Annotated in this window: 26 protein-coding genes; 16 read left to right on the forward strand and 10 right to left on the reverse strand. The window is 61.5% G+C overall.

Annotated elements, in window-relative coordinates; all coding sequences use genetic code 11:
* Genes metX through U367_RS0119880 form a run of 6 tightly spaced genes read left to right on the forward strand, consistent with a single transcriptional unit; the run spans nucleotide 1 to nucleotide 4,359 of the window.
* Entirely contained in the window at nucleotides 1-1,140 is a 1,140-nt protein-coding gene (gene metX, locus U367_RS0119855) for a homoserine O-succinyltransferase MetX (RefSeq protein WP_028618308.1), read from the forward strand.
* A 7-nt stretch (nucleotides 1,141-1,147) separates the two neighbouring features.
* A complete protein-coding gene (gene metW, locus U367_RS0119860) occupies nucleotides 1,148-1,768 on the forward strand; it encodes a methionine biosynthesis protein MetW (RefSeq protein WP_010207236.1) in 621 nt (206 codons plus the stop codon).
* A 21-nt stretch (nucleotides 1,769-1,789) separates the two neighbouring features.
* Entirely contained in the window at nucleotides 1,790-2,224 is a 435-nt protein-coding gene (locus tag U367_RS0119865) for a DUF4426 domain-containing protein (protein WP_028618309.1), read from the forward strand.
* Nucleotides 2,221-2,817: an RdgB/HAM1 family non-canonical purine NTP pyrophosphatase gene (rdgB, locus tag U367_RS0119870; RefSeq protein WP_028618310.1), complete on the forward strand. Its 597-nt coding sequence runs from the start codon at nucleotides 2,221-2,223 to the stop codon at nucleotides 2,815-2,817. The genes U367_RS0119865 and rdgB overlap by 4 nt, the downstream gene beginning before the upstream one ends.
* On the forward strand, nucleotides 2,814-4,016 hold the full coding sequence (gene hemW, locus U367_RS0119875) for a radical SAM family heme chaperone HemW (protein WP_028618311.1): 1,203 nt from the start codon (nucleotides 2,814-2,816) through the stop codon (nucleotides 4,014-4,016). The genes rdgB and hemW overlap by 4 nt, the downstream gene beginning before the upstream one ends.
* A 19-nt stretch (nucleotides 4,017-4,035) precedes the next feature.
* Nucleotides 4,036-4,359 (forward strand): DUF3392 domain-containing protein, encoded by a 324-nt coding sequence (locus U367_RS0119880; protein WP_015886351.1) that lies wholly within the window; start codon nucleotides 4,036-4,038, stop codon nucleotides 4,357-4,359.
* Between the two features lie 207 nt (nucleotides 4,360-4,566).
* Here U367_RS0119880 and trmB read toward each other — a convergent pair whose 3' ends face one another.
* The 4 genes from trmB to U367_RS0119900 form a co-directional block, all read right to left on the reverse strand.
* Entirely contained in the window at nucleotides 4,567-5,292 is a 726-nt protein-coding gene (trmB, locus tag U367_RS0119885; RefSeq protein WP_028618312.1) for a tRNA (guanosine(46)-N7)-methyltransferase TrmB, read from the reverse strand.
* 9 nt (nucleotides 5,293-5,301) lie between these two features.
* A complete protein-coding gene (locus U367_RS0119890; protein WP_015886353.1) occupies nucleotides 5,302-6,096 on the reverse strand; it encodes a thiazole synthase in 795 nt (264 codons plus the stop codon).
* A 52-nt stretch (nucleotides 6,097-6,148) separates the two neighbouring features.
* On the reverse strand, nucleotides 6,149-6,349 hold the full coding sequence (gene thiS / locus U367_RS0119895; protein ID WP_028618313.1) for a sulfur carrier protein ThiS: 201 nt from the start codon (nucleotides 6,347-6,349) through the stop codon (nucleotides 6,149-6,151).
* A gap of 71 nt (nucleotides 6,350-6,420) precedes the next feature.
* A complete protein-coding gene (locus U367_RS0119900) occupies nucleotides 6,421-6,798 on the reverse strand; it encodes a DUF423 domain-containing protein (protein ID WP_016976028.1) in 378 nt (125 codons plus the stop codon).
* Between the two features lie 74 nt (nucleotides 6,799-6,872).
* Here U367_RS0119900 and mtgA point away from each other — a divergent pair, with 74 nt between their 5' ends.
* Nucleotides 6,873-7,595, forward strand: coding sequence for a monofunctional biosynthetic peptidoglycan transglycosylase (gene mtgA, locus U367_RS0119905; RefSeq protein ID WP_016976027.1), 723 nt, complete (start codon nucleotides 6,873-6,875; stop codon nucleotides 7,593-7,595).
* A gap of 192 nt (nucleotides 7,596-7,787) precedes the next feature.
* On the opposite strand, the gene rpoH is transcribed toward mtgA, so the two are convergent.
* The 4 genes from rpoH to ftsY form a co-directional block, all read right to left on the reverse strand.
* The gene (gene rpoH, locus U367_RS0119910; protein ID WP_003176698.1) at nucleotides 7,788-8,642 is read right to left on the reverse strand and encodes an RNA polymerase sigma factor RpoH; all 855 of its coding nucleotides are present in this window, start codon (nucleotides 8,640-8,642) and stop codon (nucleotides 7,788-7,790) included.
* A gap of 129 nt (nucleotides 8,643-8,771) precedes the next feature.
* Entirely contained in the window at nucleotides 8,772-9,797 is a 1,026-nt protein-coding gene (gene ftsX, locus U367_RS0119915; RefSeq protein ID WP_028618314.1) for a permease-like cell division protein FtsX, read from the reverse strand.
* The gene (ftsE, locus tag U367_RS0119920) at nucleotides 9,794-10,465 is read right to left on the reverse strand and encodes a cell division ATP-binding protein FtsE (protein ID WP_003234627.1); all 672 of its coding nucleotides are present in this window, start codon (nucleotides 10,463-10,465) and stop codon (nucleotides 9,794-9,796) included. The genes ftsX and ftsE overlap by 4 nt, the downstream gene beginning before the upstream one ends.
* Nucleotides 10,462-11,796, reverse strand: a complete 1,335-nt coding sequence (gene ftsY, locus U367_RS0119925) for a signal recognition particle-docking protein FtsY (protein ID WP_028618315.1) — start codon at nucleotides 11,794-11,796, stop codon at nucleotides 10,462-10,464. The genes ftsE and ftsY overlap by 4 nt, the downstream gene beginning before the upstream one ends.
* Before the next feature lie 231 nt (nucleotides 11,797-12,027).
* Between ftsY and U367_RS0119930 the strand changes: the two genes are divergently transcribed.
* The 4 genes from U367_RS0119930 (at nucleotide 12,028) to U367_RS0119945 (ending at nucleotide 16,566) form a co-directional block, all read left to right on the forward strand.
* The gene (locus tag U367_RS0119930; protein ID WP_028618316.1) at nucleotides 12,028-13,383 is read left to right on the forward strand and encodes a M16 family metallopeptidase; all 1,356 of its coding nucleotides are present in this window, start codon (nucleotides 12,028-12,030) and stop codon (nucleotides 13,381-13,383) included.
* The gene (locus U367_RS0119935) at nucleotides 13,376-14,866 is read left to right on the forward strand and encodes a M16 family metallopeptidase (RefSeq protein WP_028618317.1); all 1,491 of its coding nucleotides are present in this window, start codon (nucleotides 13,376-13,378) and stop codon (nucleotides 14,864-14,866) included. Before U367_RS0119930 ends, U367_RS0119935 begins: the two co-directional genes overlap by 8 nt.
* Nucleotides 14,866-15,483 carry a 16S rRNA (guanine(966)-N(2))-methyltransferase RsmD gene (gene rsmD, locus U367_RS0119940; protein ID WP_028618318.1) on the forward strand — a complete coding sequence of 206 codons (618 nt, stop codon included), beginning with the start codon at nucleotides 14,866-14,868 and terminating at the stop codon, nucleotides 15,481-15,483. Before U367_RS0119935 ends, rsmD begins: the two co-directional genes overlap by 1 nt.
* Before the next feature lie 78 nt (nucleotides 15,484-15,561).
* A complete protein-coding gene (locus U367_RS0119945) occupies nucleotides 15,562-16,566 on the forward strand; it encodes a hydrolase (protein ID WP_028618319.1) in 1,005 nt (334 codons plus the stop codon).
* 33 nt (nucleotides 16,567-16,599) lie between these two features.
* Here U367_RS0119945 and U367_RS0119950 read toward each other — a convergent pair whose 3' ends face one another.
* Both U367_RS0119950 and U367_RS0119955 read right to left on the reverse strand, forming a co-directional pair.
* Nucleotides 16,600-17,454, reverse strand: a complete 855-nt coding sequence (locus U367_RS0119950) for a sulfurtransferase (protein WP_028618320.1) — start codon at nucleotides 17,452-17,454, stop codon at nucleotides 16,600-16,602.
* 34 nt (nucleotides 17,455-17,488) lie between these two features.
* Complete coding sequence (locus tag U367_RS0119955) at nucleotides 17,489-18,160, reverse strand: TetR/AcrR family transcriptional regulator (protein WP_016976019.1); 672 nt, start codon at nucleotides 18,158-18,160, stop codon at nucleotides 17,489-17,491.
* 144 nt (nucleotides 18,161-18,304) lie between these two features.
* Here U367_RS0119955 and U367_RS0119960 point away from each other — a divergent pair, with 144 nt between their 5' ends.
* The 5 genes from U367_RS0119960 (at nucleotide 18,305) to U367_RS0119980 (ending at nucleotide 22,877) form a co-directional block, all read left to right on the forward strand.
* Nucleotides 18,305-19,732: a coniferyl aldehyde dehydrogenase gene (locus U367_RS0119960; RefSeq protein ID WP_028618321.1), complete on the forward strand. Its 1,428-nt coding sequence runs from the start codon at nucleotides 18,305-18,307 to the stop codon at nucleotides 19,730-19,732.
* Nucleotides 19,733-19,760: 28 nt separating this feature from the next.
* Nucleotides 19,761-20,306, forward strand: coding sequence for a hypothetical protein (locus U367_RS0119965; protein ID WP_028618322.1), 546 nt, complete (start codon nucleotides 19,761-19,763; stop codon nucleotides 20,304-20,306).
* A gap of 38 nt (nucleotides 20,307-20,344) precedes the next feature.
* On the forward strand, nucleotides 20,345-21,940 hold the full coding sequence (locus U367_RS0119970; RefSeq protein ID WP_028618323.1) for a GMC family oxidoreductase: 1,596 nt from the start codon (nucleotides 20,345-20,347) through the stop codon (nucleotides 21,938-21,940).
* A 103-nt stretch (nucleotides 21,941-22,043) separates the two neighbouring features.
* Nucleotides 22,044-22,523, forward strand: a complete 480-nt coding sequence (gene coaD / locus U367_RS0119975; RefSeq protein ID WP_003176711.1) for a pantetheine-phosphate adenylyltransferase — start codon at nucleotides 22,044-22,046, stop codon at nucleotides 22,521-22,523.
* Nucleotides 22,524-22,625: 102 nt separating this feature from the next.
* Nucleotides 22,626-22,877, forward strand: coding sequence for a YfhL family 4Fe-4S dicluster ferredoxin (locus tag U367_RS0119980; RefSeq protein WP_003195146.1), 252 nt, complete (start codon nucleotides 22,626-22,628; stop codon nucleotides 22,875-22,877).
* The last annotated feature ends 25 nt before the right edge of the window (nucleotides 22,878-22,902 follow it).

The raw sequence follows: 22,902 nt of genomic DNA on the forward strand, positions 1-22,902 counted from the left end.
ATGCCAGCTGCCTTCCCCCCCGATTCTGTTGGACTGGTCGTGCCCCAAGTGGCGCACTTCAGCGAACCGTTGGCCCTGGCCTGCGGGCGTTCGCTGCCTGCCTATGACCTGATCTATGAAACCTACGGCCAACTGAATGCCACGGCGAGCAACGCCGTGCTGATCTGCCACGCCTTGTCCGGCCATCATCATGCCGCCGGTTTTCACTCGGTCGACGACCGCAAGCCCGGCTGGTGGGACAGTTGCATCGGCCCCGGCAAACCCATCGACACCAACAAGTTCTTCGTGGTCAGCCTGAACAACCTCGGCGGCTGCAACGGTTCCACCGGCCCGAGCAGTATCAACCCGGAAACCGGCAAGCCGTTCGGCGCCGATTTCCCGGTACTGACCGTGGAAGACTGGGTGCACAGCCAGGCCCGCCTCGCCGACTTGCTCAGCATCCAACAGTGGGCCGCCGTGATCGGTGGCAGCCTGGGCGGCATGCAGGCGCTGCAATGGACCATCACTTACCCGGACCGTGTGCGCCATTGCCTGGCCATCGCCTCGGCGCCCAAGTTGTCAGCGCAGAACATCGCCTTCAACGAAGTAGCGCGCCAGGCGATCCTCACCGACCCGGAGTTCCACGGCGGTTCGTTCCAGGAAGCCGGGGTGATCCCCAAGCGTGGCCTGATGCTGGCGCGGATGGTGGGGCATATTACCTACCTGTCCGATGACTCCATGGGCGAAAAATTCGGCCGTGGCCTCAAGAGCGAGAAGCTCAACTACGACTTCCACAGCGTCGAGTTCCAGGTGGAAAGCTACCTGCGTTATCAGGGTGAGGAGTTCTCCGGGCGTTTCGACGCCAACACCTACCTGCTGATGACCAAGGCCCTGGACTATTTCGACCCGGCCGCCAATCACGACGACGACCTGGCGAAAACCTTCGAAGGCGCCACAGCCAAGTTCTGCGTAATGTCGTTCACCACCGACTGGCGCTTCTCGCCGGCCCGCTCCCGTGAGCTGGTGGATGCGCTGATGGCCGCGCGCAAAGACGTTTGCTACCTGGAAATCGATGCGCCGCAAGGCCACGACGCCTTCCTGATTCCGATCCCGCGTTATTTGCAGGCGTTCGGCAATTACATGAACCGGATTACTGTGTGAGAACGCCATGAGAGCCGACCTGGAAATCATCCAAGAATGGATCCCCGCCGGCAGCCGCGTGCTCGACCTGGGCTGCGGCGATGGCGAACTGCTGAGCTGGCTGCGCGACAACAAGCAAGTCACCGGCTACGGCCTGGAAAACGACCCGGACAACATCGCCCAGTGCGTGGCCAAGGGCATCAACGTGATCGAACAGGACCTGGACAAGGGCCTGGGCAACTTTGCCAGCAACAGCTTCGACATCGTGGTGATGACCCAGGCCCTGCAGGCGGTGCACTACCCGGACCGCATCCTCGACGAAATGCTGCGCGTCGGCCGCCAGTGCATCATCACCTTCCCCAACTTCGGACACTGGCGCTGCCGCTGGTACCTGGCCACCAAGGGCCGCATGCCGGTGTCGGACTTCCTGCCCTACACCTGGTACAACACGCCGAACATCCACTTCTGCACCTTCGAAGACTTCGAAGCCTTGTGTGGCGAGCGTGAAGCCAAGGTGATCAACCGCCTTGCCGTCGATCAACAGCACCGCCACGGCTGGGCGAGTAAACTATGGCCCAACCTGTTGGGCGAAATTGGTATTTACCGGGTCAGCAGTCCTGGCCTGACCGACCACAAGATTGCCGTCTAATCATCTTCAAGAGGGACGCTCATGAGTCGTTTGGCTATTTTTCTATTGACCGCCTGCCTGGGCGCCAGCGCCGTGGCCGCAGACGCAATAGACGCTAACCGCAAGAAAGACTTCGGTGACATCACCGTGCACTACAACACGTTCACCTCCAGCTTCCTGCAACCGGAAACTGCCCAGGCAGTCGGCGTGGTACGCAGCAAGGAGAAGGGCCTGATCAACGTGACCGTGATCAAGGGCGTAACCCCGGTGGCCGCGCAAGTCACCGGCACCATCAAGGACCTGGGCGGCAAGAGTGAAGTCCTGACCTTCAAGCAAATCAACGAGAAAGGCGGCGTCAATTATCTCGCGCCCTACTCCGTGACCCAGCGGGAATACAAGACGTTTACCATCAATGTTGAAACCGGCGGCAAAGCCCATAGCTTCCAATTCAACCAAGAACTCTTCCCGGCCGAATGATGAAACTCACCCAACTCGTACTCGCCAGCCATAACGCCGGCAAACTCAAAGAACTGCAGGCGATGCTCGGTGACTCCGTGCAGCTGCGCTCGATTGGCGAATTCAGCCAGGTGGAGCCGGAAGAGACCGGCCTGTCGTTCGTCGAGAACGCCATCCTCAAGGCGCGCAACGCCGCACGCATCTCCGGCCTGCCGGCACTGGCGGATGACTCTGGGCTGGCGGTGGACTTCCTCGGCGGCGCCCCTGGCATCTACTCGGCGCGTTATGCCGACGGCAAGGGCGACGCGGCCAACAACGCCAAGCTGCTGGACGCGCTCAAGGACGTGCCGGACGCCGAGCGCGGCGCGCAGTTCGTCTGCGTGCTGGCCCTGGTGCGCCACGCCGACGACCCGCTGCCGATCCTGTGTGAAGGCCTGTGGCACGGGCGCATCCTGCATGCGGCCAGTGGCGAACATGGCTTTGGCTATGACCCGCTGTTCTGGGTGCCGGAGCGCAATGTCTCCAGCGCCGAACTGAGCCCGGCCGACAAGAACCAGATCAGCCACCGTGCTCGCGCAATGGATTTGCTGCGCCAACGCCTGAGCCTGAAATGACCCAGAACACCTCTGCGCAGCCGCTGATCCACGGCGGCGCGCAAACACCTCGGGCGGCCTTGCCGGTACTGCCGCCCCTGGCGCTGTATATCCACATCCCGTGGTGTGTGCGCAAATGCCCTTATTGCGACTTCAACTCCCACACCGCCAGCAAGGTGCTGCCGGAAGAGGAGTATGTGGATGCACTGCTGGCCGACCTCGATCAGGACCTGCACGCCGTGTACGGTCGCGAGCTGAGTTCGATCTTCTTTGGCGGGGGTACGCCGAGCCTTTTCAGCGCCGCCGCATTGGGCCGCCTGCTCAAGGGTGTGGAAGCGCGCATCCCGTTTGCCAGTGATATCGAAATCACCCTGGAAGCCAACCCAGGGACCTTCGAACAAGAGAAGTTCGTCGCCTATCGCAAGCTGGGGATCAACCGCCTGTCCATCGGCATCCAGAGCTTCCAGCAGGAAAAGCTTGAGGCCCTCGGCCGTATCCACAATGGCGACGAAGCTGTGCGTGCCGCTGGCATGGCGCGCCAGGCCGGGTTCGATAACTTCAACCTGGACTTGATGCACGGTTTGCCCGATCAGTCCCTGGACGATGCCCTGAGCGACTTACGCCAGGCCATCGCGCTGAAGCCGACGCATCTGTCCTGGTATCAACTTACGCTGGAGCCGAACACCGTGTTCTGGAACCAGCCACCCGCGCTGCCGGAAGACGACACGCTGTGGGATATCCAGGAAGCCGGCCAGGCGCTGCTCGCTGAACACGGTTACGCGCAGTATGAAGTGTCGGCCTACGCCCAACCCGGACGCCCGGCGCGGCATAACCTGAATTACTGGAGCTTCGGCGACTTTATCGGCATTGGCGCCGGAGCCCACGGCAAGCTCAGCCACCCCGACGGGCGCATCGTACGCACCTGGAAGACCCGAGCACCGAAGGACTACCTCAACCCGGCCAAAAGCTTTCAGGCCGGCGCGAAAGAACTGACCAACGAAGAACTGCCGTTCGAGTTTCTGATGAACGCGTTGCGCCTCACCGATGGCGTCGAGGCCAAGCTTTACGCCGAGCGTACCGGCCTGGAACTGGCGAGCCTGGATGAAGGCCGCCGCGAGGCAGAACAAAGTGGCTTAATGCAGGTCGAACCGTCACGCCTGGCGGCGACCGACCGTGGGCAACTCTTTCTCAATGACCTGTTGCAGAAGTTTTTGAGCTGACCGCTCTTAAGGAAATCGAATGGATTTGGTACTCGACCTGCTCGCCACCGTATCCCGCTGGAGCCGCAGCAACCTGTCAGAAATCTCCCTGGCCCTCGTCGGCTGCCTGCTGGTGCTGTTTGGCGCTGATATCAAAGGCTGGGTGGAAGCGCGCTTGGGCAGCATCGCCGGCGCGTTGCGCGTACCGTTGATGGCGCTGGTGTGCATGATCGGCAGCGGCGCCGCGTTGATCTACGCCACGCCGTGGATTGTGCGGGGGTTGAGCCAGTTCAATAACTACAGCCTGGCGCCGGTGTTGATCGTGGTGCTTGTATTGATTGGCGTCGTTGCAGACCGCCGCTGATCCCAAACCCAACACAGATACAAATGTGGGAGCGGGCTTTTGTGGTGAGCGGGCTTGCCCCGCGCTGGGTGGCGAAGCCGCCCCGAACCCATCACCTCGGCTCATCTGGTACTGCGCGGAGGTCTTATTGGGGCCGCTTCGCAGCCCAGCGCGGGGCAAGCCCGCTCACCACAACAAGCCCGCTCCCACATTTTTGACCGCGTACTGTCAGTCAACCTTCTCGAACTTCAAATCCCACACCCCATGCCCCAACCGCTCACCACGGCGTTCAAACTTGGTGATCGGACGCTCAGCCGGGCGTGGCACGCATTTGCCGTCTTCGGCGATGTTGCGGTAGCCAGGGGCGACGTTCATCACTTCCAGCATGTATTCCGCATACGGCTCCCAGTCGGTGGCCATATGCAGGATGCCGCCAACCTTAAGCTTGCTGCGTACCAGTTCCGCAAAGGAGGCCTGGACGATACGGCGCTTGTGGTGACGGGCTTTGTGCCATGGATCGGGGAAGAACAACATCAGGCGGTCAAGGCTGTTGTCGGCGATGCAGCGGTTGAGCACTTCAATCGCATCACAATCGTAGACCCGCAGGTTGGTCAGGCCCTGGGTGAGTACACCGTTGAGCAGCGCGCCGACGCCTGGGCGGTGCACTTCCACACCGATGAAGTCCTGGTCCGGGGCGGCGGCGGCCATTTCCAGCAGGGAGTGGCCCATGCCGAAGCCGATTTCCAGGGAGCGCGGGGCCGAACGGCCGAACACCTGGTCGTAGTCCACCGGCGCGTCGGCCAGGGGCAACACGAACAGCGGCGTACCTTGCTCCAGGCCCTTTTGCTGGCCTTCGGTCATGCGGCCGGCGCGCATCACAAAACTCTTGATGCGGCGGTGCTTGGACTCGTCGCCTTCTTCTACAGTGTTCGGCGTTTCGTTTGATTCAGTCATCAATGGCTCTTACTTGATCAGACCATCCAGCGGCGAGGAGGCGCTGGCGTAGAGTTTTTTCGGCATGCGACCGGCGAGGTAGGCCAGGCGGCCCGCGACGATGGCATGGTTCATGGCTTCGGCCATCATGATCGGCTGCTGGGCGTGGGCGATGGCGGAGTTCATCAGCACCGCGTCGCAGCCCAGCTCCATGGCGATGGTTGCGTCTGAGGCTGTGCCTACACCCGCATCCACTAGCACCGGGATCTTGGCTTCTTCCAGGATGATCTGCAGGTTGTACGGATTGCAGATACCCAGGCCGGAACCGATCAGGCCGGCCAACGGCATGACGGCGATGCAGCCGATTTCCGCCAGTTGGCGCGCGATGATCGGGTCATCGCTGGTGTAGACCATCACGTCGAAACCTTCCTTGACCAGGGTTTCGGCGGCCTTGAGGGTTTCAATCACGTTGGGAAACAGGGTTTTCTGGTCGGCCAGCACTTCCAGCTTCACCAGGTTATGGCCGTCGAGCAGCTCACGGGCCAGGCGACAGGTACGCACGGCCTCGATGGCGTCGTAGCAACCGGCGGTGTTGGGCAGGAAGGTGTAGCGATCCGGCGACAGCACTTCGAGCAGGTTCGGCTCGCCTTCAATCTGGCCGAGGTTGGTGCGGCGCACGGCGAAGGTAACGATCTCGGCGCCCGACGCTTCGATGGCCAGGCGGGTTTCTTCCATGTCGCGGTACTTGCCGGTGCCGACCAGCAGACGGGACTGGTAGGTACGACCGGCCAGGACGAAGGGCTTGTCGCTACGAACGATGCTCATGGGAAATCCTCGAAATGGGGTGAGGTTCTGCAGAATTCAGGAAGCTGCGCGACTAACCGCCGCCGATGGCGTGGACCACTTCGACCTGGTCACCCTCGGTGAGCGTGGTCTCGGCGTGCTGGCTACGCGGGACGATATCCAGATTGAGTTCCACTGCAACACGACGTCCGGTCAAGTCCAGACGGGTCAGCAGGGCCGCAACGGTTTCACCGTCGGGTAGTTCAAAGGATTCGCCGTTCAACTGAATGCGCATGCCACGGGCCGCCATCGTTTTTAGGGGCCCGCATTCTAGCCCGATTGAGGTTGCCGGCCCAAGCCCCTTGGTCAGGCGGCCTGCAAGCGCCACGCCGCCAGACCGAGGAAAAACCAACCTAAAAGGAACGCTAGCCCGCCAAACGGCGTAATGATGCCTAGCTTGCTGATCCCGGTCAGGGTCAGCACATACAGGCTGCCGGAGAACAGCAGGATGCCGACGGTAAACGAGATACCCGCCCAGCTGACCAACCGGCCAGGAATATGCGCCGCCAGCAACGCCACGCCGAACAGCGCCAGGGTATGGACCAGTTGGTAGGTCACGCCGGTATGGAAGATCGCCAAGTACTCGGCGCTCAAGCGGTTTTTCAGGCCATGGGCGGCGAACGCACCGAGGGCCACGCCGGTGAAGCCGAAAAAGGCAGCCAACATTAGAAAGCCACGCAACATGAGGAACTCCAGTCAGACTCAAAGGGCCGGGTCTGTATAATGGCCCGCTCAACGGGTTCGGCCAAGCCATCTCTATGCTGCGTCTCCTCTTCAAACGCTTTCTCAACGTCGTGAAATGGTTTGCCATCGGCAGTGTGCTGCTGGTGCTGCTGTTTCGTGTCGTCCCGCCGCCCTTCACCGCGCTGATGGTGGAGCGCAAGGTCGAATCCTGGTTCGACGGCGAACCCATTGACCTGCAGCGCAGTTGGGTGCCGTGGGATGAGATCTCCGACGATCTCAAAGTGGCGGTGATGGCGGGTGAAGACCAGCGCTTCCCGCAGCATTGGGGGTTTGACTTCGGCGCGATCCAGGCGGCGATCCTGCACAACGAGCGCGGCGGCTCGATTCGCGGCGCCAGTACGTTGAGCCAGCAGGTGTCGAAGAACCTGTTCCTGTGGGCCGGCCGTAGTTATTTGCGCAAAGGCCTGGAAGCCTGGTTTACCGGGCTGATCGAGGTGTTGTGGCCCAAACAGCGGATTCTTGAGGTGTATCTCAACAGTGTTGAGTGGGATGAAGGCGTGTTCGGCGCGGAAGCGGCGGCGCGGCATCACTTTGGGGTGAGTGCCAAGGGGTTATCGCGACAGCAGGCCAGCTATTTGGCTGCTGTACTGCCTAACCCGAGGGTGTGGAGTGCCAGTCACCCGACGGCGTATGTGGCGAGGCGAGCGGCTTGGATTCGCCAGCAGATGAGCCAGTTGGGTGGGGATGGGTATCTGGTTGAGCTGAACAACTCACGCAAAGCACCCTGGTCCGACTGACACCCCGCGGTTCCTGTGGGAGCTGGCTTGCCTGCGATAGCGGTGGGTCAGTCAACAGTTGTTTTGGCTGACACGGCCTCATCGCAGGCAAGCCAGCTCCCACATTAAATCGAGTTGACCTGAGACTCTTTGAGCACAAACAAAAATGCCCCGATCTTCCGATCGGGGCATTTTTTATCTTTTCGCAGCGTTTTAGGCGGCGATCGACAACTTAAGCTTGTTCATCGCGCTTTTCTCAAGCTGACGAATTCGCTCGGCCGACACGTTGTACTTCTGTGCCAGGTCGTGCAGCGTGGCTTTTTCTTCCGCCAGCCAGCGCTGGTAGAGGATGTCACGGCTGCGGTCGTCGAGCACTTCCAGCGCTTCGTGCAGGTTGTGGTTGGAGTTGTCGCTCCAGTCCGCATCCTCCAGTTGACGCGCCGGGTCGTACCGGTGGTCTTCCAGGTAGTTGGCCGGCGATTGGAAGGCGCTGTCGTCGTCCGCTTCAGCAGCGGGGTCGAAGGCCATGTCATGGCCGGTCAGGCGGCTTTCCATCTCGCGCACTTCACGCGGTTCCACACCGAGGCTTTCGGCCACGCGGTGGACTTCCTCGTTGTTCAGCCACGCCAAGCGTTTTTTCTGGCTGCGCAGGTTGAAGAACAGCTTGCGCTGGGCCTTGGTGGTCGCCACTTTCACGATGCGCCAGTTGCGCAGGATGAACTCGTGGATTTCCGCCTTGATCCAGTGCACAGCAAACGACACCAGACGCACACCCATTTCCGGGTTGAAGCGTTTCACAGCCTTCATCAGGCCGACGTTGCCTTCCTGGATCAGGTCAGCCTGGGCCAGGCCGTAGCCGCTGTAGCTACGGGCGATATGTACGACAAAACGCAGGTGGGCGAGCACCATCTGCCGAGCCGCCCCCAAATCCTGCTCATAGTAGAGACTCTCGGCCAGTTCACGCTCCTGCTCAGGCGTCAGCAATGGAATGCTGTTGACCGTGTGCACATAGGCTTCCAGGTTCGCACCCGGGACCAAGGCATAAGCAGGTTGCAAAGAAGTGGTCATACGAAAAAACCTCCGACTCACATAACTCGTGCAGTGAAGCACTGCGAAAATTGACCGGGAACCGTAGGACAAGTTCCCTAAACCACCAATACGGTCAATACAAACGAAACCACATTAATCTGACATTAACTACTTCGGTGCCAACTCGCGTAAATGACGAGCGACCGCAATCCACGCACCGATATACCCCAACAATACCGCGCCAAGCAAGAGACTCAGACCATCGGCTACCGGAACGCCGGCCAGCGCGAAATCACTGCCGTAGAGTCCGGCCAGCCCGACCACCGCGTCGTTCAGCCAGTCCAGGCCGAATGCCAGCACGCCCCAGGACAAAACCCCGGCACCAAAGCCATAAAGCGCGCCCATGTACAGAAAAGGACGACGCACATAGCTGTCCGTGCCGCCGACCAGTTTAATCACTTCTATCTCGGTGCGACGGTTTTCAATATGAAGACGAATGGTATTACCTATCACCAAAAGTAATGCAGACACCAACAGCACCGTCAAACCGAACACAAACCGGTCGCCCAGCTTGAGGATCGCCGCAAGGCGCTCTACCCAGACTAGATCAAGTTGCGCCTGCTGCACCTTGGGCATCTCTGCGAGTTTTTGTCGCAGGGCTTCCAGCGCCGGCTTGTCGACTTCATTCGGCGTCACCAGTACCACGCCCGGCAGCGGGTTCTGCGGCAGCTCTTTAAGCGCCTCGCCCAGGCCGGATTGTTGCTGGAACTCTTCAAGGGCCTGGTCGCGGCTGATGTACTCGGCATCCGCCACACCTGGGATGTTCTTGATGTCGTCGCGCAACGCTTCGCCGTCTTTGGCGCTGGCGTCGATGTTCAGGTACAGCGAGATCTGCGCCGCGCGCTGCCAGGAACCGCCGAGGCGCTCCACATTATTCAGCAGCAACGACAAACCCATCGGCAGGCTCAGGGCCACCGCCATCACCAGGCAGGTGAAAAAGCTGCCAATCGGCTGCTTGCCCAAGCGGCGCAGGCTGTCGACCAGGCTGGCGCGATGGCTTTCGATCCAGGCGCGCAGCAAGGTGCTGAAGTCCGGGCCGTCGTCATCATGATCGTGTTTTTTCTTCTGCGGTTGCGGGTCGGCCGGTTTCGGCGCCACGCGCTCGGAGACTTTAGGGCTGCGTGTCGCACTCATACGCCGGCCTCCCCGTCACCGATCAGGCGGCCGCGCTGCAGGGTCAGCATGCGATGGCGCATGCGGGCGATCAGCGCCAAGTCGTGACTGGCGATCAGCACGCTGGTGCCCAGGCGGTTGATGTCTTCGAACACGCCCATGATCTCGGCCGCCAGGCGCGGGTCGAGGTTACCGGTAGGTTCGTCCGCCAGCAGCAAGGCCGGGCGGTGGACGATGGCGCGGGCGATGCCAACGCGCTGTTGCTGGCCGGTGGAGAGGTCGCCGGGGTACAGGTCGGTCTTGTCCGACAGCGCCACGCGCTCCAAGGCCGAATCCACGCGCTTGACGATCTCGGCCTTGGACAGCCCGAGGATCTGCAACGGCAGCGCCACGTTGTTGAACACGGTGCGATCAAACAGCAGTTGGTGATTCTGGAACACCACGCCGATCTGCCGGCGCAGGAACGGGATCTGCGCATTGCTGATGGTTGCCAGGTCCTGCCCGGCCAGCAGCAGTTTGCCGGTGGTCGGGCGCTCCATGGCCAGCAGCAGGCGCAACAGGGTACTTTTGCCGGCGCCGGAGTGGCCGGTTACAAACAGAAACTCGCCGCGACGCACCCGAAAGCTCAGCTCATGCAAGCCCACATGCCCGTTGGCATAGCGTTTACCGACCTGCTCGAATCGAATCATGAACGCTCCCGCTCGGCAAACAGTGCCTGTACAAAGGGTTCGGCTTCAAAGGTGCGCAGGTCGTCGATGCCTTCACCGACGCCGATATAACGAATCGGCAACCCGAACTGTTTGGCCAGGGCGAAGATCACGCCGCCCTTGGCCGTGCCGTCGAGCTTAGTCAATGCCAGGCCGGTCAGTTGCACCGTCTGGTTGAATTGCTTGGCCTGGCTGATAGCGTTCTGGCCCGTACCGGCGTCCAGCACCAACAGGACCTCGTGCGGGGCGTCTGCGTCGAGCTTGCCGATCACGCGGCGAACCTTTCTCAGCTCTTCCATCAAATTGTCTTTGGTGTGCAGGCGACCGGCGGTATCGGCGATCAGCACATCAATGTTGCGGGCCTTGGCGGCTTGCACGGCATCGAAGATCACCGAGGCGGAATCGGCGCCGGTGTGCTGGGCGATGACCGGGATTTTGTTGCGCTCGCCCCAGACCTGCAGTTGTTCAACTGCGGCGGCACGGAAGGTGTCACCCGCCGCCAGCATGACCTTCTTGCCTTCGGACTGCAGCTTTTTGGCCAGCTTGCCGATGGTGGTGGTCTTGCCGGCGCCGTTGACGCCCACCACCAGGATCACGAATGGCTTGTTCGGGGTGATCACCAGCGGTGCTTCCACCGGCTTTAACATCGCCGCCAGTTCGGCCTGCAGGGATTTGTACAGCGCGTCGGCATCAGTCAGTTGCTTGCGCGCGACCTTCTGGGTGAGGCTCTGGATGATCACGGCGGTGGCTTCGACGCCAACGTCGGCGGTGAGCAGGCGGGTTTCGATGTCTTCCAGCAGTTCGTCATCGATGACTTTTTTGCCGAGGAACAGGCTGGCCATGCCTTCGCCAATGCTGGCACTGGTCTTGCTCAGGCCTTGCTTGAGGCGGGCAAAGAAGCCGGTCTTGTTGGTTTCGACGGCAGCCACTACGGGTTCTGGCTCGATAACCGCAGGCGCAGCGACCTCGACCACAGCCGGAATGGGCGGAGTCACGTGCTCAGCCTGCACATCCTCAACCAGTGCCACGGGCTCTTCGGCCACCGGCAGTTCCGGCCACGCCTTGTGTTCTGGCTCTGGCTCTGGCTCAGCTTCGACCACCGGCTGCAACACCGGCTCGGCCATCGTCAACACCACCGGCTCCGGGGTTTCGGCAACCGGCTCGGCTTCTACTATTGGCTCAGGGATAGGTTCAGGCTGAACCGGCGGCTGTTCGTCGACGGTTTCCTGCGGCTTTTTGCGCAGCCATCCGAACAGGCCTTTTTTCTCGCCAGCCGCAGCTGGGGTCTTCTTGTCGTCGTTGGAACCAAACATGGAGACGGCTATCTCAAGGTAGCGACGCGCCAGTAGGCGCGTCGGTAAATAAAATTCGATGCGTAACAGACTGTTTTTTAGCCAGCTCGTTCATGCGCAACATTTTGAAGGCCAAAATAGGGCCTCAACAAGACAGCCGCAGTGGCCGTCACTCAGTCGGATCAGTATCCTAGCACCTCCTCGCCCGCCGACGCTAAGACCAAGCGGGCAGCCCAACAGGTTTAAAAACGAATGAATGCTCTAGCCCGCCGCGCCGCAGGCCTGCTGTTCAGCACAGTTTGTCTGCCTCTTTCAGCCTTGGCTGCCGACCCACAACCCACCCACGAATTCACCCTGGACAACGGCCTCAAGGTCGTCGTGCGCGAAGATCATCGTGCGCCCGTGGTGGTTTCCCAGGTCTGGTACAAGGTCGGTTCGAGCTACGAAACCCCGGGCCAGACCGGTTTGTCCCACGCCCTGGAGCACATGATGTTCAAGGGCAGCGCCAAGGTCGGCCCCGGCGAAGCCTCGCTGATCCTGCGCGACCTGGGCGCCGAAGAGAACGCTTTCACCAGCGATGACTACACCGCTTACTACCAAGTGCTGGCCCGTGATCGCCTGGGCGTGGCCTTCGAGCTGGAAGCCGACCGCATGGCCAGCCTGCGCCTGCCGGCCGACGAGTTCAGTCGCGAAATCGAGGTCATCAAAGAGGAGCGCCGCCTGCGCACCGACGATAACCCGATGTCCAAGGCCTACGAGCGCTTCAAGGCCATGGCCTTCCCGGCCAGCGGCTACCACACGCCGACCATCGGCTGGATGGCCGACCTGGACCGCATGAAGGTCGAAGAGCTGCGCCACTGGTACCAATCCTGGTACGTGCCGAACAATGCCACGTTGGTGGTGGTCGGCGACGTCACCCCGGACGAAGTGAAAAACCTGGCCCTGCGCTACTTTGGCCCGATTCCCAAGCGTGACGTGCCACCGGCCAAGATCCCGATGGAATTGGCCGAGCCCGGCGAGCGCCTGCTGACCATGAAAGTGCAGACCCAACTGCCGAGCGTGATCCTGGGCTTCAACGTGCCAAGCCTGGCCACCGCCGAAGACAAACGCTCGGTACAGGCCCTGCGCCTGATCTCGGCTTTGCTGGACGGCGGCTACAGTGCACGGATCTCCGAGCAGTTGGAACGCGGTGAAGAGCTGGTTTCCGCTGCCTCCACCAACTACGACGCCTACACCCGTGGCGACACCCTGTTCATGCTGACCGCCACCCCCAACCAGCAGAAGAAAAAGACCGTCGCCCAAGCCGAAGCCGGCCTGTGGCGCCTGCTGGAAGAGCTGAAGGCCAAGCCGCCGACCGCCGAAGAACTGGAACGCATCCGCGCCCAGGTGATTGCGGGCCTGGTCTACCAGCGTGACTCCATTACCAGCCAGGCCACAGCCATTGGCTCCCTGGAGACCGTGGGCCTGTCCTGGAAACTGATGGACACGGAACTGGCCGACCTGCAAAGCGTGACCCCGGAAGATATCCAGAAAGCCGCGCGCACCTATTTCACCCGCGAACGTCTCAGCGTCGCCCATGTCTTGCCTCTGGAGACCGCTCATGAGTGATCGCAAAAGCAGCCGCCTGATCTTCCCCGGCCTGGTCGTCGTCACCCTGATCGCCGCCAGCGCCGTGTATTTCCTGCGCCCGAGTGACTCCGTCGCCAGCCCGGCACTGGAAAAAGCCCAGTCGAGCAACAAGCTGCAATCCCTGGCAGAGCTAGACGACAAGGCACCGACCAACCGCAAGCTCGACGTACAAACCTGGAACACTGCCGAAGGCGCCAAGGTGCTGTTCGTCGAAGCCCATGAACTGCCGATGTTCGACGTGCGCATCCTGTTCGCCGCCGGCAGCAGCCAGGACGGCAACGTGCCGGGCCTCGCGCTGATGACCAACGCCATGCTCAACGAAGGCGTGCCGGGCAAGGATGTAAGCCAGATCGCCCGTGACTTCGAGGGCCTGGGCGCAGATTTTGGCAACGGCGCGTACCGCGACATGGCGCTGGTGTCCCTGCGCAGCCTCAGCGACAGCGATAAACGTGACGCCGCCCTGAGCCTGTTTGACCAGGTGATCGGCAAGCCGACCTTCCCCGCCGATTCCCTGGCGCGGATCAAGAACCAGATCCTCGCCGGCTTCGAGTACCAGAAGCAGAACCCCGGCAAGCTGGCGAGTCTGGAGCTGTTCAAGCGCTTGTACGGCGATCACCCTTACGCACACCCGAGCGAAGGCACGCCAGAAAGCGTTCCGAAGATTACCCTGGCGCAGTTGCAGGCATTCCACGCCAAAGGCTATGCGGCCGGCAACGCGGTGATCGCGGTGGTGGGCGACCTGACCCGCGCCGAGGCCGAAGCCATGACGGGCAAGATTTCCGCCTCGCTGCCTAAAGGCCCGGCCTTGCCGAAAATCGCCCAACCGACCGAACCCAAGCCAGGCTTGAACCGCATCGAATTCCCTTCCAAGCAGACGCACCTGTTGTTCGCGCAACTGGGCATCGACCGCGCAGACCCGGACTATGCAGCCCTGTCCCTGGGTAACCAGATCCTCGGCGGCGGTGGTTTTGGCACCCGACTGATGAGCGAAGTGCGTGAAAAACGCGGCCTCACCTACGGTGTGTACTCCGGCTTTTCACCGATGCAGGTACGCGGCCCATTCATGATCCAGCTGCAGACCCGCGCCGAAATGAGCGGCGGCACCCTGCGCCTGGTGGAAGACGTGGTGAAGGACTACCTCGACAACGGCCCGACGCAAAAGGAACTGGATGACGCCAAGCGTGAGCTGGCCGGCAGCTTCCCGCTGTCCACCGCGAGCAACGCCGATATCGTCGGGCAGCTGGGTGCGATGGGTTTCTACAACCTGCCGCTGACCTATCTGGAAGATTTCATGAAACAATCCCAGGCCCTGACCGTAGAGCAGGTCAAGGCTGCCATGAACAAACACTTGAGCGCCGACAAGATGGTCATCGTGACCGCCGGCCCGACGATTGCGCAAAAGCCACTACCGCCCCCCACTGATAAACCCGCCGAGCAGCCGCTCGGGGTTCCGGAGCATTAATGGCCAGTTCATCTCGCCCGAAAAAACCTGTCCACAACGTGCATAACGGTGTGGGCCAACTGCGCATCATTGGCGGCGAATGGCGCAGCCGCAAGCTGAGTTTCCCCGACGTCGTAGGCCTGCGCCCGACGCCGGACCGCGTACGTGAAACCCTGTTCAACTGGCTCGCGCCCTACATCGCCGGTGCCAAAGTGCTGGATCCGTTTGCCGGCAGTGGCGCGTTGTTCCTGGAGGCGCTGTCCCGTGGCGCCGCCCTGGGCCAGGCGCTGGACGCCAGCAACGTGGCCGTTTCCAGCCTCAAGGAACACCTTGGCACCCTGCGTTGCACCACCGGCCAGGTCCAGACCGCCGACGCCCTGCGCTACCTGGAAACCCAGCCGGCCAGCCAGTTCGACGTGGTGTTCCTCGACCCACCGTTCAACCAGAACCTGCTGCCGACCGTGTGCACGCTGCTGGAAGAGCGCCAATGGCTGGCGCCGGATACGTGGATCTACACTGAGAGCGAGACCGCGCCTTCGACCCTGGGCCTGCCGGCAGGCTGGCGCCTGCACCGGGAACAGAAGTCCGGGCGGGTGTATTACGCGTTGTGGCATCGGCTGGTCGAGAGCGCCGCTTAAACTGTGGTGAGCGGGCTTGTTGTGGCGAGGGAGCTTGCTCCCTCGCCACAGCTAAATGTGCCTGGAGCAGAGAGTTTCATGAAGCCTTCTACCCACCTGTTCACCCCCGCCTTCGGCCTCGGCAACCCCCACCTTCAAACACTGTGGGGGCCGTTGTGGCGTCCCACCACCCACATCAAACGCCAACGCGAACGCCTGTGGCTGGACGACGGCGACTTCCTCGACCTCGACTGGCACGGCCCCCATGACGCGCAAGCGCCGTTGGTGCTGGTGCTGCACGGGCTGACCGGCTCATCCAACTCGCCCTACGTGGCCGGCCTGCAAAAAGCCCTGGCTGCGCAAGGCTGGGCCAGCGCTGCGTTGAACTGGCGTGGCTGCTCGGGCGAACCGAATCTGTTGGCGCGCAGCTATCACTCGGGCGCCAGCGAAGACCTCGCGGCAGCGATCGCCCATCTGCACGCCAAGCGCCCGTTGGCGCCGCTGTATGCAGTGGGTTATTCGCTGGGCGGCAATGTGCTGCTCAAGCATCTGGGTGAAACCGGCGCGGCATCGGGACTGCAAGGCGCGGCGGCGGTGTCGGTGCCGTTTCGCCTGGACCAATGTGCGGACCGCATTGGCCTGGGCTTCTCGCGGGTTTATCAGAGGCATTTCATGCGTGAGATGCTGGCGTATATCCGCGTCAAGCAGAGCCGTTTTCTGCAAGATGGTCGGGCAGACGGGCTCAAAACCCTGGAAGCCTTGGGCTCACTGGAGAAGATGCGTACGTTCTGGGATTTCGATGGCCGGGTGACTGCGCCGCTCCACGGGTTTCTGAGTGCCGAGGACTATTACCGCCGCGCGTCGAGCCGTTATTACCTGGGCGATATCCGCACGCCCACCCTGATCATCCAGGCTGCCGATGACCCGTTTGTGTTCGCCCACAGCCTGCCTGAGACGAGCGAATTGTCGGCATGCACGGAGTTTGAGCTGCTGGCCAAGGGTGGGCATGTCGGTTTTGTCGATGGTTCTCTCAAACAGCCGAGCTATTACCTGGAACGACGGATTCCCGCCTGGCTGCTGACGCAAACCAAGCCACGCCTGTAGGAGCCGGCAAGCCGGGCTCCTACGGGGGTGTGCTCAGTCGCCGGTAGCGATTGCCCGCGCAGGATCGGTAATCCACTCGCTCCACGACCCCGCATACAACTTGCCCAACGGATAACCCGCCAGGCTCAGGGCGAACAGGTTGTGGCACGCCGTCACGCCGGAACCGCAATACGCCACCAGCTCATCCGGCGAGCGACCTTGCAACTGGGCGGCGAAACGCTGCTTGAGCTGTTCAGCCGGAAGGAAGCGGCCATCGGCGCCCAGGTTTTCGTTGAAGGCCGCACATTGCGCGCCAGGGATGTGCCCGGCGATCGGGTCGATCGGCTCCACTTCGCCGCGAAAACGTGCTTGAGCGCGGGCGTCGATCAGGGTCAGACCCGACTGGGCCAAGCGTTTTTGCAGGTGTTCGGCGTCCACCAGCAGGCGGTTGTCCGGCGTACCGGCGAACGTCCCAGGCTCAACCAGCGGCGCGTCCAGGCTCAGCGGGAAACCGGCGGAGTGCCAGGCCTTGAGGCCGCCATCCAGGATAAACACGCCATCGCGCTTGCCCAGCCAGGCCAGCAGCCACCAGGCGCGGGCGGCATAGGCGCCGGGGCCGTCGTCATACAGCACAATATCGGTATCTGCGCTGATGCCCCAGGCCCGCAATTGCTGAACCAAGGTGTCCGCCGCCGGCAATGGGTGACGTCCAGTGACACCCTTGGTCACCGGGCCACTAAGGTGTCGCTCCAGGTCGGCGTATTGCGCGCCTTCGATATGACCTTCGGCATAGCTGCAACGCCCGTAGTCCGGGTCTTCCAAGGCAAAACGGCAATCCAGGATCACCACCCCGCCGGCCTTCTGGCGCTCGGCCAGTTGCTGGGGGCTGATCAGTTGGGCAAGCGGCATGACGGACTCCTAATGAACAGATTCGGGAAAGGTCCTACTTCACTTCTTCCAATGCCTGATTCAACGGCACGTAAAATTCTTTGAACAAGGCATCTACCGCCTCTTTGGCCTGGGGCGTGACAAACCCAGCCTCCAGCACCAGCACCTGATACACCCCGCGCTTGATCGCCTCGGCGCTCAAATGGGCAGAGTTTTCATTGGTGGTGCAAAGGAAACGTACCCAGGAGGTGAGGATGATCCAGGCATTGAGGGTCAGGGCTTCGGTTTGCACCGGGTCCATATTGAGGATGCCGGCGTCGACGAACCCTTGGTAAATAGCCCCGCCCTGGGTCAGGCAACGCTGGGAGAAGCGCCGATAGCCGGTGGCCAGTTCCGGGTCGCTTTCCAGCAGGTGTTCGAGGTCGCGGTGCAGGAAACGGTAGCGCCACATGCCGGCCAACACGGCCTGCAGGTAGAAACGCTTGTCTTCGACAGTAACGGCGCGACCTTGGGGCGGGCGCAGGAAACTATCTACCAGCGCTTCATATTCGCGAAACAGCACGGCGATGATCGCCTGCTTGTTGGGGAAGTGGTAGTACAGGTTGCCCGGCGAAATTTCCATATGGGCGGCAATGTGGTTGGTGCTCACGCTGCGCTCGCCCTGCTGGTTAAAAAGCTCCAGGCTGGTTTGCACAATGCGCTCGCTGGTCTTTACTCGTGGTGCCATAGGGGATCAGCTTCTGTACACGTGATGGGGCATCTTACGGCCTAATCTTGCGAGGATAAATCCGCAACTGCGTAATGACATTTGACAATTTAGAGCAATGACTCTAAAAATCCAGGCAGACCTATAACAATCGGGAACGCCGCCATGTCTGCCAACGTTGCCTACCTGCAAGATTCCCAGGCGCTGGACCAGCTCCAGAGCCTGTTCGACACCCAGCGCCGTGCCTACACCGCCAACCCGATGCCGCCGGCCGCACAACGTCAGCAATGGCTCAAGGCCCTGCGTGACCTGCTCAGCGATGAGCGTCAGGCGCTGATCAACGCGATCAGCCAGGACTTCAGCCACCGCAGTGCGGACGAAACCCTGTTCGCTGAACTGATGCCCAGCCTGCACGGCATTCACTACGCCAGCAAACACCTCAAGGGCTGGATGAAACCTTCCCGTCGCGCCGTAGGCATTGCCTTCCAGCCCGCGTCAGCCAAAGTCATCTATCAACCCCTGGGCGTGGTCGGCGTGATCGTGCCCTGGAACTATCCGTTGTACCTGGCTATCGGCCCATTGGTCGGCGCATTGGCGGCGGGTAACCGGGTGATGCTCAAGCTCAGCGAATCGACACCCGCCACCGGCGAGCTGCTCAAGGCGCTGCTGGCGAAGATCTTCCCCGAGGACCTGGTGTGCGTGGTGCTGGGTGAGGCCGAAGTGGGCATGGCGTTCTCCAAGCTGCCCTTCGATCACCTGCTGTTTACCGGCGCCACCAGCATTGGCAAGCACGTGATGCGTGCGGCGGCCGAACACCTGACGCCGGTCACCCTGGAATTGGGTGGCAAGTCGCCCGCCATCGTGTCCGCCGATGTGCCGCTCAAGGACGCCGCCGAGCGCATCGCCTTCGGAAAAGCGCTGAACGCTGGGCAAACCTGCGTGGCACCCGACTACGTGCTGGTGCCGGAGGATCGCGTCGAAGGTTTTGTCGAGGCCTATACCCAAGCCGTTCGTGGGTTTTATCCGACCCTGGTCGACAACCCGGACTACACGGCGATCATCAACGAACGACAACTGGCCCGGCTCAACGCCTACATCAAGGACGCTACCGACAAAGGCGCCACCCTGGTTCCGCTGTACGACCAAGGCCAGGCGCGGCGCATGGCCCATAGCCTGTTGTTGAATGTCAGCGATGACATGACCGTGATGCAGGACGAAATCTTCGGCCCAGTGCTGCCGATCGTGCCCTATCGCGGCATCGACCAAGCCTTTGCCTACATCAACCAACGCCCTCGCCCACTGGCCCTGTATTACTTCGGCTACAACAAGGGCGAGCAGGATCGTGTGCTCCACGAAACCCATTCCGGCGGCGTCTGCCTGAACGACACCTTGCTGCATGTGGCCCAGGACGACATGCCGTTCGGCGGCATCGGCCCGTCGGGCATGGGCCATTACCACGGCCACGAAGGCTTCCTCACCTTCAGCAAAGCCAAAGGCGTGCTGGTGAAACAGCGCCTGAACGCGGCGAAGTTGATCTATCCGCCTTACGGCAAATCGATCCAGAAGTTGATCCAGAAGCTGTTCGTCCGCTGAAACCGCCACCCACGGGATAACAATAACAATGAACCCTAGCCTGACTGAAACACCCGCGCTGTCGCGGCGCGGCGTCCTGAAAATCGGCCTGTGTGCCAGCGCCTTCCTGGCTACCGCCGGGCTGGGTGCCAGTCTCAGCGGTTGCTCCAGCAGCACGCCGGCCAGCGGTTTCGTGATGTTGCGTAGCAGTGATCTACCGTTCCTGCGTGCCGTGATCCCGGTGCTGCTGGAAGGTGTGGCCAGTGCCCAGGCAGTTGCCAGCGGCGTTGAAGACACCCTCAAGAAGCTCGACTTCAGCCTGCAACACCTGTCGCCGGAGATGTTCAAGCTCACCCAGCAACTGTTCGACGTGCTGGGTATGGCCATCACCCGTGGCCCGCTGACCGGGATCTGGGGCAGTTGGGAAAACGCCAGCGGCGAGCAAATCCGCAACTTTCTGCAGCGCTGGGAAAACAGCTACCTCAACCTGCTGCGCATGGGCCAGGGCTCGCTGCTCAAGCTGGTGATCATGGCCTGGTACTTCCAGCCGGCGTCCTGGGCCCATTGCGGCTACCCCGGGCCGCCGAAAATTTGAATCGCCTCCCCCCACAATAAAAATTAGAGACGACCCTGATGCCCGTACCCGATCCCTTCCGCGACGGCATGGCCCGTGGCTGGAAAACCCACAATGGCGCCGCCCTCGACAACGACCTGACTCTGGAAGCCGATGTGGCGATCATCGGCAGCGGTGCCGGTGGCGGCACCACCGCCGAAATCCTCAGCGCCGCCGGCTACAAAGTACTGCTAATTGAAGAAGGCCCGCTCAAGACCAGCAGCGACTTCAAGCTGTTGGAAGACGAGGCCTACACCAGCCTGTATCAGGAGGGCATCGGCCGCATGAGCAAGGATGGCGCGATCACCATCCTGCAGGGCCGTGCAGTGGGCGGCACGACGCTGATCAACTGGACGTCGAGCTTCCGTACGCCGGACGCCACCCTCAGCCACTGGGCCAGCGAATACGCGGTGAAGGGCCACAGCAGCGCCGAAATGGCGCCGTGGTTCGAAAAGATGGAGCAGCGCTTGGGTATCGCGCCCTGGGCCCTGCCGCCCAACCCCAACAACGATGTGATCCGCAAAGGCTGCGAGAAGCTCGGCTACAGCTGGCACGTGATCCCACGCAACGTGCGTGGTTGCTTCAACCTGGGGTATTGCGGCATGGGTTGCCCGGTCAATGCCAAGCAATCGATGCTGGTGACCACAATCCCGTCCACCCTGGAAAAAGGCGGCGAACTGCTCTACCTGGCCCGCGCCGAACGTCTGCTCTACAGCGGCGACACGATCAGCAGCCTGGAATGCGTGGCCATGGATAACCTGTGCGTGGCGCCGACTGGCCGCAAAATCACAGTGAAGGCCAAGCACTATGTGCTCTCCGGCGGCGGCATCAACAGTCCGGCGCTGCTGATGCGTTCGGATGCGCCCGACCCGCACAAACGGTTGGGCAAACGCACCTTCCTGCACCTGGTGAATTTCTCCGCCGGGTTGTTCGATGAGGTGATCAACCCGTTCTACGGTGCGCCGCAATCGATCTATTCCGACCATTTCCAGTGGCAGGACGGCACCACCGGCAAAATGTCCTACAAGCTGGAGGCACCGCCTCTACATCCTGCGTTGGCCAGCACGTTGCTCGGCGGTTATGGCACTCAGAACGCCTTGGACATGAGCCAATTGCCCAATACCCACGCGATGCTGGCGCTGCTGCGCGATGGTTTCCACCCCGACAGCCCGGGCGGCAGCGTGGAACTGCGCGGTGACGGCACGCCGGTGCTCGACTACCAGGTATCGGATTACGCCTGGGATGGATTGCGCCGTGCGTTCCACAGCATGGCCGAGATCCAGTTCGCCGCGGGCGCCCAGTCGGTCAAGCCGCTGCATCACGATGCGCGCTACGTGAAAACACTGGGCGAAGCCCGAACGATGATCGAGGAGCTCAACCTGGAATTGCACCGCACCTGTCTGGGTAGTGCCCATGTGATGGGCGGTTGTGCCATGGGTGAGGACCCGAAAAATGCAGTCGCCGACAGCCTCGGTCGCCACCACCAATTGCGCAACCTGTCGATCCACGACGGGTCTTTATTCCCCACCAGCATTGGGGCCAACCCACAATTATCGGTGTACGGTTTAACTGCCCAACTGGCGACAGCTTTGGCCGAACGTCTGAAAACGGCATGAAAAAACGCGCGATTAGCGGTATGTATCTACATAAGTCGACTTGGCCGACCGGGATGGCTGCGATACCATCCGGTTCCCCAACGGACTCCGCCAGGACGACGCGATGAACCGAGTGTTGTACCCAGGAACCTTCGACCCGATTACCAAAGGCCATGGCGATCTGGTCGAACGTGCCTCACGCTTGTTCGACCATGTGATCATCGCGGTCGCAGCCAGCCCCAAGAAAAATCCGCTGTTTCCCCTGGAACAGCGCGTGGAACTGGCGCGTGAGGTCACCAAGCACCTGCCCAACGTCGAAGTGGTGGGCTTTTCGACGCTACTGGCGCATTTCGCCAAAGAACAGAACGCCAATGTGTTCCTGCGCGGCCTGCGTGCGGTGTCGGACTTCGAATACGAATTCCAGCTGGCCAACATGAACCGCCAACTGGCGCCGGACGTGGAAAGCCTGTTCCTCACCCCGTCGGAACGCTATTCGTTCATTTCCTCGACGTTGGTCCGTGAAATCGCCGCTTTGGGCGGGGATATCACCAAGTTCGTGCATCCGGCTGTGGCAGATGCGTTGACGCTGCGCTTCAAGAAGTAACACCATTCAATCGGCGCCTGCTCGCACTGCGGGCGCCAATGCGGCACAATTGCGCGCATTAGTTTTCAGATGCCTTGGCTGACAGCCCTGGCAGGAGTTTCCATGTCCCTGATCATCACCGACGATTGCATCAACTGCGACGTCTGCGAACCCGAGTGCCCGAACGCCGCAATTTCCCAGGGCGAAGAGATCTACGTGATCGACCCCAACCTGTGCACCCAGTGTGTCGGCCACTATGACGAGCCGCAGTGCCAACAGGTTTGTCCGGTGGATTGCATTCCGCTGGATGAGGCTCATCCGGAGACGGAAGAGCAACTGATGGAGAAGTACCGCAAGATTACCGGTAAGGCTTAAGGGCCTCTTCGCGAGCAAGCCCGCT

Origin of the sequence: Pseudomonas canadensis, from assembly GCF_000503215.1 — a bacterium.
In the GTDB taxonomy this organism is placed as follows: Bacteria; Pseudomonadota; Gammaproteobacteria; order Pseudomonadales; family Pseudomonadaceae; genus Aquipseudomonas; species Aquipseudomonas canadensis.

What these genes read in the sequence shown, in the direction of transcription:
- rpoH (WP_003176698.1), bottom strand. Translation starts at nt 8,642, where the DNA reads ATGACCACTTCTTTGCAACCTGCTTATGCCTTGGTCCCGGGTGCGAAC.
- metX (WP_028618308.1), top strand. Translation starts at nt 1, where the DNA reads ATGCCAGCTGCCTTCCCCCCCGATTCTGTTGGACTGGTCGTGCCCCAA.
- trmB (WP_028618312.1), bottom strand. Translation starts at nt 5,292, where the DNA reads ATGACTGAATCAAACGAAACGCCGAACACTGTAGAAGAAGGCGACGAG.
- U367_RS0119880 (WP_015886351.1), top strand. Translation starts at nt 4,036, where the DNA reads ATGGATTTGGTACTCGACCTGCTCGCCACCGTATCCCGCTGGAGCCGC.
- U367_RS0119935 (WP_028618317.1), top strand. Translation starts at nt 13,376, where the DNA reads ATGAGTGATCGCAAAAGCAGCCGCCTGATCTTCCCCGGCCTGGTCGTC.
- U367_RS0119960 (WP_028618321.1), top strand. Translation starts at nt 18,305, where the DNA reads ATGTCTGCCAACGTTGCCTACCTGCAAGATTCCCAGGCGCTGGACCAG.
- U367_RS0119945 (WP_028618319.1), top strand. Translation starts at nt 15,562, where the DNA reads ATGAAGCCTTCTACCCACCTGTTCACCCCCGCCTTCGGCCTCGGCAAC.
- U367_RS0119865 (WP_028618309.1), top strand. Translation starts at nt 1,790, where the DNA reads ATGAGTCGTTTGGCTATTTTTCTATTGACCGCCTGCCTGGGCGCCAGC.
- coaD (WP_003176711.1), top strand. Translation starts at nt 22,044, where the DNA reads ATGAACCGAGTGTTGTACCCAGGAACCTTCGACCCGATTACCAAAGGC.
- mtgA (WP_016976027.1), top strand. Translation starts at nt 6,873, where the DNA reads ATGCTGCGTCTCCTCTTCAAACGCTTTCTCAACGTCGTGAAATGGTTT.
- U367_RS0119980 (WP_003195146.1), top strand. Translation starts at nt 22,626, where the DNA reads ATGTCCCTGATCATCACCGACGATTGCATCAACTGCGACGTCTGCGAA.
- U367_RS0119965 (WP_028618322.1), top strand. Translation starts at nt 19,761, where the DNA reads ATGAACCCTAGCCTGACTGAAACACCCGCGCTGTCGCGGCGCGGCGTC.
- thiS (WP_028618313.1), bottom strand. Translation starts at nt 6,349, where the DNA reads ATGCGCATTCAGTTGAACGGCGAATCCTTTGAACTACCCGACGGTGAA.
- U367_RS0119900 (WP_016976028.1), bottom strand. Translation starts at nt 6,798, where the DNA reads ATGTTGCGTGGCTTTCTAATGTTGGCTGCCTTTTTCGGCTTCACCGGC.
- hemW (WP_028618311.1), top strand. Translation starts at nt 2,814, where the DNA reads ATGACCCAGAACACCTCTGCGCAGCCGCTGATCCACGGCGGCGCGCAA.
- ftsY (WP_028618315.1), bottom strand. Translation starts at nt 11,796, where the DNA reads ATGTTTGGTTCCAACGACGACAAGAAGACCCCAGCTGCGGCTGGCGAG.
- rdgB (WP_028618310.1), top strand. Translation starts at nt 2,221, where the DNA reads ATGATGAAACTCACCCAACTCGTACTCGCCAGCCATAACGCCGGCAAA.
- U367_RS0119930 (WP_028618316.1), top strand. Translation starts at nt 12,028, where the DNA reads ATGAATGCTCTAGCCCGCCGCGCCGCAGGCCTGCTGTTCAGCACAGTT.
- U367_RS0119950 (WP_028618320.1), bottom strand. Translation starts at nt 17,454, where the DNA reads ATGCCGCTTGCCCAACTGATCAGCCCCCAGCAACTGGCCGAGCGCCAG.
- rsmD (WP_028618318.1), top strand. Translation starts at nt 14,866, where the DNA reads ATGGCCAGTTCATCTCGCCCGAAAAAACCTGTCCACAACGTGCATAAC.
- U367_RS0119970 (WP_028618323.1), top strand. Translation starts at nt 20,345, where the DNA reads ATGCCCGTACCCGATCCCTTCCGCGACGGCATGGCCCGTGGCTGGAAA.
- ftsE (WP_003234627.1), bottom strand. Translation starts at nt 10,465, where the DNA reads ATGATTCGATTCGAGCAGGTCGGTAAACGCTATGCCAACGGGCATGTG.
- metW (WP_010207236.1), top strand. Translation starts at nt 1,148, where the DNA reads ATGAGAGCCGACCTGGAAATCATCCAAGAATGGATCCCCGCCGGCAGC.
- ftsX (WP_028618314.1), bottom strand. Translation starts at nt 9,797, where the DNA reads ATGAGTGCGACACGCAGCCCTAAAGTCTCCGAGCGCGTGGCGCCGAAA.
- U367_RS0119890 (WP_015886353.1), bottom strand. Translation starts at nt 6,096, where the DNA reads ATGAGCATCGTTCGTAGCGACAAGCCCTTCGTCCTGGCCGGTCGTACC.
- U367_RS0119955 (WP_016976019.1), bottom strand. Translation starts at nt 18,160, where the DNA reads ATGGCACCACGAGTAAAGACCAGCGAGCGCATTGTGCAAACCAGCCTG.